The organism is Oscillospiraceae bacterium, from assembly GCA_035380125.1.
Classification (GTDB): Bacteria; Bacillota; Clostridia; order Oscillospirales; family JAKOTC01; genus DAOPZJ01.
In genome coordinates, this window is sequence record DAOSWV010000045.1 from 1 (window position 1) to 8474 (window position 8474).

Consider the following 8474-nt stretch of genomic DNA (forward strand, 5'->3'; position numbering starts at 1 on the left):
TCCGTAATCCTTTTTTCTTTATCCTTTTTGTAACACATCATTGACAAACCTACAGCCCTTGACTTTGATTTGCCTGCTGATATAATAAAAATGACTTCGCGCAAAGAGAAGTTTGATACCCACCTTTTCGAAAGGATTATCGATCTATGACCAAACGCGAGATTTTTATCAAAGCGCTGAAACGTGAACCGATCACCGGGCTTGTACCCCATTTCGAACTGGTTTTTTATCTGACGATGGAGGCGTTCGGCCGCGTCCATCCGGGGCAAATGTCGTTTAACCAGTGGAATCAGATGAGCGACAAGGAACGCGATCTGCATATCGACAACATCGCGGATATATACATCACCATCGCCGAACACTATAACCACTACGCGATTTTTGTTCAACCGAACCCCAATCATTATGACGGTACCAGGCGCGTTTTGGAACGCATCCGCGAAAAAAGCGGCGATAAATATTTTTTAATGGTACACGGCGACCCGACTTTTGCAATCCCGAACGGAGGCGATATGGTCGAGTTCTCCGCCCAACTGTATGAAAACGAAACCGAGATGAAAGCGCTGGCTGCACGCCGTGTTGAAGAAGAAACCGAACGGCTTGACAAATATCTCAACAACGGCATCCTCGACGGCCTTGCGCTGTGTTCGGACTATTGTTTTAACGTCAATCCGTTCTTTTCGCCGGATATGTTCTCGGAATTCGTCACGCCGTATCTGGCCGAAATCACCAAGCGCTGTCACGACCGCGGCTACTACGTCATCAAGCATACCGACGGCAACATCATGCCGATCATCGACCAGATGGTGCAATGCGGTCCCGATGCCCTGCACTCACTCGACCCGCAGGGCGGCGTCTCACTGGCTGAGGTCAAGCGCCTGTACGGCGACAAAGTGGCGCTGTGCGGCAATGTCAACTGTGCGCTGCTTCAAACCGGCACCGAAGAAGAATGCATCGCCGATATTCGACGCTCTCTGCACGACGGCATGAAAGGTCCCGGCTATATTTTCTGCACCTCAAACTGCGTCTACACCGGAATGCCGCTGGAACGGTACGAGTTGATGAACCGAATCTGGCAATCCGAAGGAATTTATCAATAATCACGGGAGGACAACACCATGGAAAAACGGAGAATGCACCTGATCTGCAACGCCCACATCGATCCTGTCTGGCTTTGGAACCGCGAGGAAGGTATCGGCGCCGCTATTTCGACGTTCCGAACCGCTGTGCGCATCTGCAAGGAATACAATCATTTTATCTTCAACCACAACGAAGCGGTGCTTTATAAATACATTGAAGAATACGATCCCCAGCTCTTCGGTGAAATTCAAACGCTGGTCAAAGAGGGAAAATGGAATCTGATGGGCGGTTGGTATTTGCAGCCCGACTGCACCATGCCCTCCGGCGAGGCCTTTGTGCGCCAGATCGAGATGGGGCAGAATTATTTCCGTGAAAAATTCGGCGTCGACCGCTTTGACACCGCGATCAACTTTGACCCGTTCGGCCACACCGTCGGCCTTGTGCAGATCATGGCCAAAGCCGGTTATTCCAACTACATCGTCACCCGCCCCGAACGTCCGGACGGCGGCACGGAATCCTTCCACAACAAGACCTTTGTCTGGAACGGTTTCTGCGGCAGCAAGATTTTTGTGTTCAAATCGCGCCGCTACAACTCTCCTCTCGGCAACGTCATGCGCAACATCGACGACTTCTATGAAACGCAAAAAGACAAAGCGGTCGTCGGCGCACTGTGGGGTGTCGGGGACCACGGCGGCGGCCCGTCCGAAATTGATATGAAAGACCTTGAAAAATACATTGCCGAGAGCGATATGGAAGTCATTCACTCGACACCGGATAAGTTTTTCGAGGATTACAAAAAGAACTGCAAGCCCGATTTCACGGTGGACGGCTCGTTCACATCGTGGGCGATCGGCTGCTATACCTCGATGACGCGGGTCAAACAGACCAACCGAAAACTCGAAAATCAGCTTCTCATCGCGGAAAAACTCAATTCGGCGATGGTCGCCAACGGCTTGCTCGCAGAATATCCCGGTGAAAAGCTCTATTCCGCTTGGGAGGACCTGATGTTCTGGCAGTTCCACGATTCTCTGCCCGGTTCGAGCATCCAACAGGTCGAAAACGACGTGCTGCAAGGCATGGGACACGGCCTTGAAATCACGTCAAAAGCCAATATGAAAGCGTTTTTCGCCGGATGCGGCGGTCAAACGCCTCCGAAAGCCGGAGAGATGCCGGTTTTGGTCTGCAATTCCCTGCCCTATACGATCACCCGCGAGATCGAATGCGAATATATGATCGAGGATTCGAAAAAGGACGGCGGCTACACCACCGGCATCGTCCACGACGAATCCGGAAAAATCCTGCCCTGCCAGAACGAAAAAGAGAGCTCCAATCTTCCGCTTGACTGGGCCAAAAAAGTCACTTTTATCGCGACGCTGCCTCCGATGAGCATCTCCCGCTTCAACATTACCAACAAGGTCGTTTACGATGGTTTCCGGCTGCCGTTTAAAGCGGAAAACGGATATTATACCTTCGATAACGGCGAACTCTCGGTCAAAATCAATGCCGAAACCGGCCTGATGGACAGCTACTGCGTAAACGGAAAAGAATTTTTAAAACCCGGTTCGGCAAAATTGCTGGTCATGGCCGATACCGTTGACCCGTGGGGCATGAAGCAAACCGAAATCCGCGATGTCATCGGCGAATTCAAACCGGCTTCCAAAAAGCGTACCGCCGAAATCTGCGGCGTCACGCCCAAAGCGATTCCGAATGTCCGCGTGATCGAAAACGGCGAAGTCCGCACGGTCATCGAAGCCGTATTCACCTATAAAAATTCAGCATTGTGTATGCGCTATTATCTGCCTAAAAAGGGCAAAAACGTCCGTATCAACCTGCGTGTGTTCTCGATGGATCGCAGCGTCATGTTCAAGTTTGCCCTGCCGACGACCATCGAAAACGGCGCGTATACCGGCGAGACCGCTTACGGACGCGATACGCTTCTCACCGACGGCAGCGAACGGGTGGCACATGGCTGGGTCATGCTCTCCGACGGCAAAAACGCGCTGGGCGTACTCAATACCGGCACTTACGGCTCCGACTGCAAAGACGGTGAAATCCGCATGAGCGTTCTGCGCACACCCGCCTATTCGGGTCATCCGGTCGACGACAGAGAGGTTCTCCCCACCGACCGCCTGACGCCGCGCATCGACATGGGCGAACGTCTGTTCGACTACTACCTATTCGGCGGGAATGCCGATGAAATCTCAGATGAGATTGATTTCGAGTGTGCGCAGATCCATCAGCCGCCCGTGCCGCTGTGCTATATGCCGCCCGAGACCGGAAAGCGCCCGAAAGCCCTCTGTGAAATCGAAAACCACGCGTTGGAACTGGTCACGATACGCGTTGAAAAAGACGGCCATTATCGCATCCGCCTGTTCAACTCCAGTCCGCGGCAGCTCAAGGCCACGATAAAATTCCCTGTCTGGTGTACGGAATACGCCGTCGATGCCCAGCCGTTTGAGATCATCACACTCAAAGCCGACAAGAAGGGCAAAATCAGTACCGCAAAGATGATCGGATAAAAATAAACGCACAAAAAACAACCCGAACCGAAACCGGTTCGGGTTGTTTGACTTTGATTGAGAAAATATAAAACTTCATGTTTGAAGTCTGTTTTATATTCGAATCTTTCATCTCCAATACTTGACAATGCCAGAAGATGGTGATAAAATCAGACAATAAAAGGAAAGTGGGTGCGATCATGAAAAAGGTTGCTACCGTTGTGTTGCTGCTGTTTCTGTCTTTTTCGGTTCTCGGCTGTTCCTCTGGGTTGTATAAAGGTCCACCGAAACGGGGAACGGTTTCGGACGGTGTTTATACAAACGATTATTTCAAATTGTCTTTCACCATTCCCGAAGGCTGGAACTTTTATTCCGATGAGGACTTTTACAATTTATTGAATTATTCGGCGCCCACGGATGAAGATCTCGCAAATACGCAAATGGGGTACACTGATGCCTATATCTACAAGACCGCTGAGCCAGAAAATAGAATAAGTATAACGTTTTATACAGGGATGGATGATAGTCTCACCGATGAACAGATTAGAAACCGGCTTGTTTTAAATGCTTCCGATATCGAATTAGGTGATATTGAATTGATTAAAATCGGTGAAATTGATTATGCAATGATTTCCGGGACTACTTCAGACGGAGCGTTAAATTATTATTATACCTGGAGCAAAGAAGTATTCGGGGATCACCGCCCCATTTTCTTTATTCATCTTAACAGCGGGGATTCGGTATACGATATTTTAGACAATTTCTCACAGATAACGGATTAGACGAATGATCGGTTGGCATACCTTAAAGTTTTATATGCTTTAACAATCCGTTGACGGATAAAAACATCCTTGTATCACGCAAATTCAGTCTTGACATCAACCCTGCGGAATGTTATAATAAACCCCGCTCGTCACGAGATTTTCACACGAGCGGGGTTTTTGCGGGTGTTATTCAATGGTAGAATTCCAGCCTTCCAAGCTGGCTGCGTGGGTTCGATTCCCATCACCCGCTCCAAACGATATTTAAACTTGCGTTTAAATATCGTTCTGAAATATCGCTAGCGATATTTCTTCTCGTACTTGTGAATGCGCCAATAGCTCAGCAGGATAGAGCAACTGCCTTCTAAGCAGTAGGTTGAGGGTTCGAGTCCCCCTTGGCGTGCCAACGTGGTGGGTATAGCTCAGCCGGTTAGAGCGCCAGATTGTGGCTCTGGAGGCCGTGGATTCGAATTCCACTATCCACCCCAGATAAAACCCCCGAATGCAAATTGCATTCGGGAGTTTTTCTTTTATGAATTATCTGACGGATATCCCGACCATAATTGTCTCACCATCGATGTTATTCCAGATGGAATGCGGGATCTTTCCGTCTACCAGGTATGATTCGTTCTCCGGTAAAACGATTGTCTTATCATCCAATATCAGCTTTGCCTCACCCTTTACCACGATAAACAGATGACTGTGTTCGTGCGTGTGGGCTTCTATCGGGCCACCGCCGTCTTTTTGAAGATAGGCGATTGAACCGTCAATGATTTTTTGATCAATCGCATCGAATAATTTCTTTGCCGAAAAATTGACATGATTTTTAGGCGTTATAAACCCTTCCATAAAAACTCCTTCTGTTTTATATTATAAAGCTTAACCAAGCGCGACATCGAGCAGCATCATTAAAGCAAATCCGAATGCAACGCCGATGGTGCCGATATTGCTGTGTTCACCCGACTGGCATTCCGGAATGAGTTCTTCAACTACGACATAGATCATCGCACCCGCTGCAAAAGCCAATATATACGGTAAAATCGGTGTGATCAATGAAGTCAGCAGAATCGTCAGTACTGCGCCGACCGGCTCGACAACGCCGGAGAGGAATCCGTATAAAAAGGAACGGGGTTTTGAAATACCGGTTCCGACCAACGGCATTGAGATGATCGCACCTTCCGGAAAATTTTGAATCGCTATTCCGACGGCGAGTGCAAACGCACCGGCGAGCGAAACCGCGGCATTTCCGTTCAGAACGCCGGCAAAAACAACACCAACGGCCATGCCCTCAGGAATGTTATGCAATGTTACGGCGAAAACCAGCATATTACTTTTTTTGGTCTTTTTAGTGCCGAGTCCCTCCGGTTCGTCCGAATTGACGTGCAGATGGGGAATTACTGTGTCGAGTACTAATAAAAACCCGATGCCCGCCAAAAATCCGACCACTGCCGGCAGCCAAGCGATGGTGCCGCTTTGTTCGGCCATATCGATTGCCGGAATCAACAGGGACCAGACCGACGCCGCAATCATAACGCCGGAAGCAAATCCGAGAAGTGCTTTCTGCAAAGACGGCCTCATGTCCTTTTTTAAAAAGAAAACCATCGCGGCGCCGAGAGTTGTTCCTACAAACGGAATTGCAATGCCGATGATAATGCGTAAAGTCTCGTTCATATATTTTTCTCCGCTTTAAATTTCCTTTTTTACACGACTCATATGCGCTTTTAATTTTTCAAAGGTCTCGTCACAGATATCGTGTTCAATTTTGCAGGCATCACGGGCGGCGACCTCGGGGCTGACGCCGATTTTAACTAAGAATTCCGTCAGAAGCCGATGGCGTTCCAGAATTTTTTCAGCAATCTTCTCACCCGCAGGTTTCAGAGTGATATACCCTTCCCCGTCCACTTCGATCAGACCGTCTTTTTTCAACAGTCCGACTGCACGGCTGATACTCGGTTTCGAATACCCCGTATAATTGGCGATGTCAACTGCACGCACCACTCTCTGTTTTTCGCGTAAAATCAATATATCTTCAAGATACATTTCGCCCGATTCCAGCAATGCCATGACCCTGCCTCTTTCCACACGTATTTATCACGAATAATTCTACCTTAAGACGGGACAAAAATCAAGTTCCGTATCCGGATCGGTTTATGCTTTCATTTTACTGCAGCAAATGTTGACTTTTATGGTATAATAAACACAAGGAGGTTATCGTATGTTTTTTATTTGGTTTTTTGAAAATTTATCATCGATTTTAATCGGTTTGATTCTCGCTGCTGTTATTGCATTAATCATTATCATGATGATTCGGAACAAAAAGAAAGGCAAATCGTCCTGCGGATGCAGCAGCTGTTCGGGCTGCGCGATGGCGGGAAGCTGCCATCCGGCAGAGGAAAAAGATAAAAAGTAAGAATCTTGTTTAATCGGAAGTGTGGGTTAACCGCTCTTCCGATTTTTATATTTATAAGTGTTGACTTAATGTTTAATTTTGGTATAATGTAAATAATATACAGATGGAACTTGCTTATATTTAAGACTTGATTTCAGGAGGTAAAAATGTATTATATATACGAAGGTGATCAATATAACAATGCCGAGGTAAGGTTTGACGGTTCCATAATCGAACTCTGTGTACCTCAATCATCAAATACAAGAGCAACTGCTTATTATTTGATGTTTGGCTTATTGGGCAGTTTGATAAGTTCAAATACTTCAAAAAGAGTTGTCAGTCACCGTATCATGCTATCTAAGGATCTTACAATTCATAAAAACGGTTGTAATTCAATTTACCTCTCACCACCCGACGATCATGTTTTTGAGCTATTTGATGTTGATCCCGATACTGCCGCAAAACTTTTATCATTGAATCGTTATCAAGGAGTTATATTTAAAGAAGGTATAAATTCAAAATTAAAACAGGAATTTGCAAAAAGGTTATCAAAAGAAGAACCGTTATCTGATAATCCGGTAACAGATCGCAAATATGAAAAAGTGGTTTACATAAAAGTCAAAACCCGTACGGATATTCCAGAAGGTGCGAAATATGACGATCAGACCGGGGGTAAAATTGTCTATGTCATCGAGGATGAGGACTAAAATTAAAATAATCTGATTTGAAAGGAATAATATAATGAAAATCAAGAGGCCGGGTTTATTGGCTGCTACTTTAATACCGATTGGAATTCATATTATTTATTTGTATTTTCAGTGGAATAGATTTAAAGCGACTTTATCTTTCCTAAATCCCGATATGATAATTCCATATCTGATAGGATATTTTTTGCCCTTATTTGCAATTTCGTATGCAATATGGGGAATTTGTGTTTTAATTCAGAAAGCCATTATTAAACCGTCGCAAATGAATAAAACCGATACAGACAATTCTCAGACAGAGAAAAAAATTTCATATATAACGGCGGAGCGAAATGATACCTCACCTTCCCAAGTTGTTTACGTCAAAGCCGCAACACGTGCGGATATTCCAAAAGAAGTTGAATATGACGATCAAACCGGCAAAAAAATCGTCTACATCGTCGAGGACGAGGATTGAGTAACATCTTGTATATGGCAGAAAGGAGTAAAATGGATCATAATGAAAAGCCGTTGATAAGAGAAAATGCAATTATCATCGGCATTCAAATCTTATTTTTTATTGCTGCGTTATTTTTGACTATTTATATCAACATAACGGATTCCCCTGAAACAACTTTTAATATTAACCCGGCGATGTTTTCCGGATTGGTGGCCTGCCCTGCGGCTGTCTTTTTGGGCACACTTTTACTGATGAAAGGTCTTCGCCTGTTTTATTCAAACAACGCCCCGGCTGACCGTTTTGTAACATTCAGAAAAGTGATGTATATCATCAGCTGGGTTTTAATAGCCGCTTACTGCTTGTTTCTGCTCTTCGTTTTCAACAGTTTTTTGGGAATCAACCTTCCCTTTTTCATCTCTGCGCAATTCGGTAATTTTATCATAGACAACACAACGATTTTAAGCGCACTTACCGCCGTATTGTTTCGCTTGAAAAATTTATGATATTCGAAAATTAAGAAAAACAACTATTTCCAAAATTCCGCAAAACCTGTAGGATTACAATTGATGTGTTACAAAAGGGAGGAGGAAAAAAAGAGTAGCG

At 45.8% G+C, this 8474-nt stretch carries 10 protein-coding genes and 3 tRNA genes; 10 read left to right on the plus strand and 3 right to left on the minus strand.

The annotated features are described in order from the left end of the window. Positions 1-146: 146 nt before the first annotated feature. The 6 genes from PK629_12590 (at position 147) to PK629_12615 (ending at position 4827) form a co-directional block, all read left to right on the plus strand. Complete coding sequence (locus PK629_12590) at positions 147-1100, plus strand: uroporphyrinogen decarboxylase family protein (protein ID HOP12316.1); 954 nt, start codon at positions 147-149, stop codon at positions 1098-1100. 18 nt (positions 1101-1118) lie between these two features. After that, positions 1119-3599, plus strand: coding sequence for a glycoside hydrolase family 38 C-terminal domain-containing protein (locus tag PK629_12595; GenBank protein HOP12317.1), 2481 nt, complete (start codon positions 1119-1121; stop codon positions 3597-3599). 179 nt (positions 3600-3778) lie between these two features. Continuing rightward, entirely contained in the window at positions 3779-4360 is a 582-nt protein-coding gene (locus PK629_12600; protein HOP12318.1) for a hypothetical protein, read from the plus strand. Positions 4361-4521: 161 nt separating this feature from the next. After that, positions 4522-4595: transfer RNA gene (locus PK629_12605), tRNA-Gly, on the plus strand. Between the two features lie 73 nt (positions 4596-4668). After that, positions 4669-4745: transfer RNA gene (locus tag PK629_12610), tRNA-Arg, on the plus strand. Between the two features lie 5 nt (positions 4746-4750). Beyond that, a tRNA-His gene (locus tag PK629_12615) sits at positions 4751-4827 on the plus strand. Positions 4828-4876: 49 nt separating this feature from the next. Here PK629_12615 and PK629_12620 read toward each other — a convergent pair. The 3 genes from PK629_12620 to PK629_12630 are packed head-to-tail and all read right to left on the minus strand — an operon-like array spanning position 4877 to position 6403. Then, positions 4877-5188, minus strand: a complete 312-nt coding sequence (locus PK629_12620; GenBank protein ID HOP12319.1) for a cupin domain-containing protein — start codon at positions 5186-5188, stop codon at positions 4877-4879. Positions 5189-5218: 30 nt separating this feature from the next. Then, positions 5219-6010, minus strand: a complete 792-nt coding sequence (locus PK629_12625; GenBank protein ID HOP12320.1) for a ZIP family metal transporter — start codon at positions 6008-6010, stop codon at positions 5219-5221. Positions 6011-6025: 15 nt separating this feature from the next. After that, positions 6026-6403, minus strand: coding sequence for a metal-dependent transcriptional regulator (locus PK629_12630; GenBank protein ID HOP12321.1), 378 nt, complete (start codon positions 6401-6403; stop codon positions 6026-6028). 151 nt (positions 6404-6554) lie between these two features. Here PK629_12630 and PK629_12635 point away from each other — a divergent pair, with 151 nt between their 5' ends. From PK629_12635 to PK629_12650, 4 genes are all read left to right on the plus strand, one after another. After that, positions 6555-6749 (plus strand): FeoB-associated Cys-rich membrane protein, encoded by a 195-nt coding sequence (locus PK629_12635; GenBank protein ID HOP12322.1) that lies wholly within the window; start codon positions 6555-6557, stop codon positions 6747-6749. A 146-nt stretch (positions 6750-6895) separates the two neighbouring features. Then, complete coding sequence (locus PK629_12640; protein HOP12323.1) at positions 6896-7435, plus strand: hypothetical protein; 540 nt, start codon at positions 6896-6898, stop codon at positions 7433-7435. 34 nt (positions 7436-7469) lie between these two features. Next, positions 7470-7889: a hypothetical protein gene (locus PK629_12645; GenBank protein ID HOP12324.1), complete on the plus strand. Its 420-nt coding sequence runs from the start codon at positions 7470-7472 to the stop codon at positions 7887-7889. A 32-nt stretch (positions 7890-7921) separates the two neighbouring features. Then, on the plus strand, positions 7922-8374 hold the full coding sequence (locus tag PK629_12650) for a hypothetical protein (GenBank protein HOP12325.1): 453 nt from the start codon (positions 7922-7924) through the stop codon (positions 8372-8374). The last annotated feature ends 100 nt before the right edge of the window (positions 8375-8474 follow it).

Excerpts from the sequence above, each read along its gene's own strand:
- PK629_12590 (HOP12316.1), top strand. The coding sequence starts at position 147 with ATGACCAAACGCGAGATTTTTATCAAAGCGCTGAAACGTGAACCGATC.
- PK629_12595 (HOP12317.1), top strand. The coding sequence starts at position 1,119 with ATGGAAAAACGGAGAATGCACCTGATCTGCAACGCCCACATCGATCCT.
- PK629_12600 (HOP12318.1), top strand. The coding sequence starts at position 3,779 with ATGAAAAAGGTTGCTACCGTTGTGTTGCTGCTGTTTCTGTCTTTTTCG.
- PK629_12620 (HOP12319.1), bottom strand. The coding sequence starts at position 5,188 with ATGGAAGGGTTTATAACGCCTAAAAATCATGTCAATTTTTCGGCAAAG.
- PK629_12625 (HOP12320.1), bottom strand. The coding sequence starts at position 6,010 with ATGAACGAGACTTTACGCATTATCATCGGCATTGCAATTCCGTTTGTA.
- PK629_12630 (HOP12321.1), bottom strand. The coding sequence starts at position 6,403 with ATGGCATTGCTGGAATCGGGCGAAATGTATCTTGAAGATATATTGATT.
- PK629_12635 (HOP12322.1), top strand. The coding sequence starts at position 6,555 with ATGTTTTTTATTTGGTTTTTTGAAAATTTATCATCGATTTTAATCGGT.
- PK629_12640 (HOP12323.1), top strand. The coding sequence starts at position 6,896 with ATGTATTATATATACGAAGGTGATCAATATAACAATGCCGAGGTAAGG.
- PK629_12645 (HOP12324.1), top strand. The coding sequence starts at position 7,470 with ATGAAAATCAAGAGGCCGGGTTTATTGGCTGCTACTTTAATACCGATT.
- PK629_12650 (HOP12325.1), top strand. The coding sequence starts at position 7,922 with ATGGATCATAATGAAAAGCCGTTGATAAGAGAAAATGCAATTATCATC.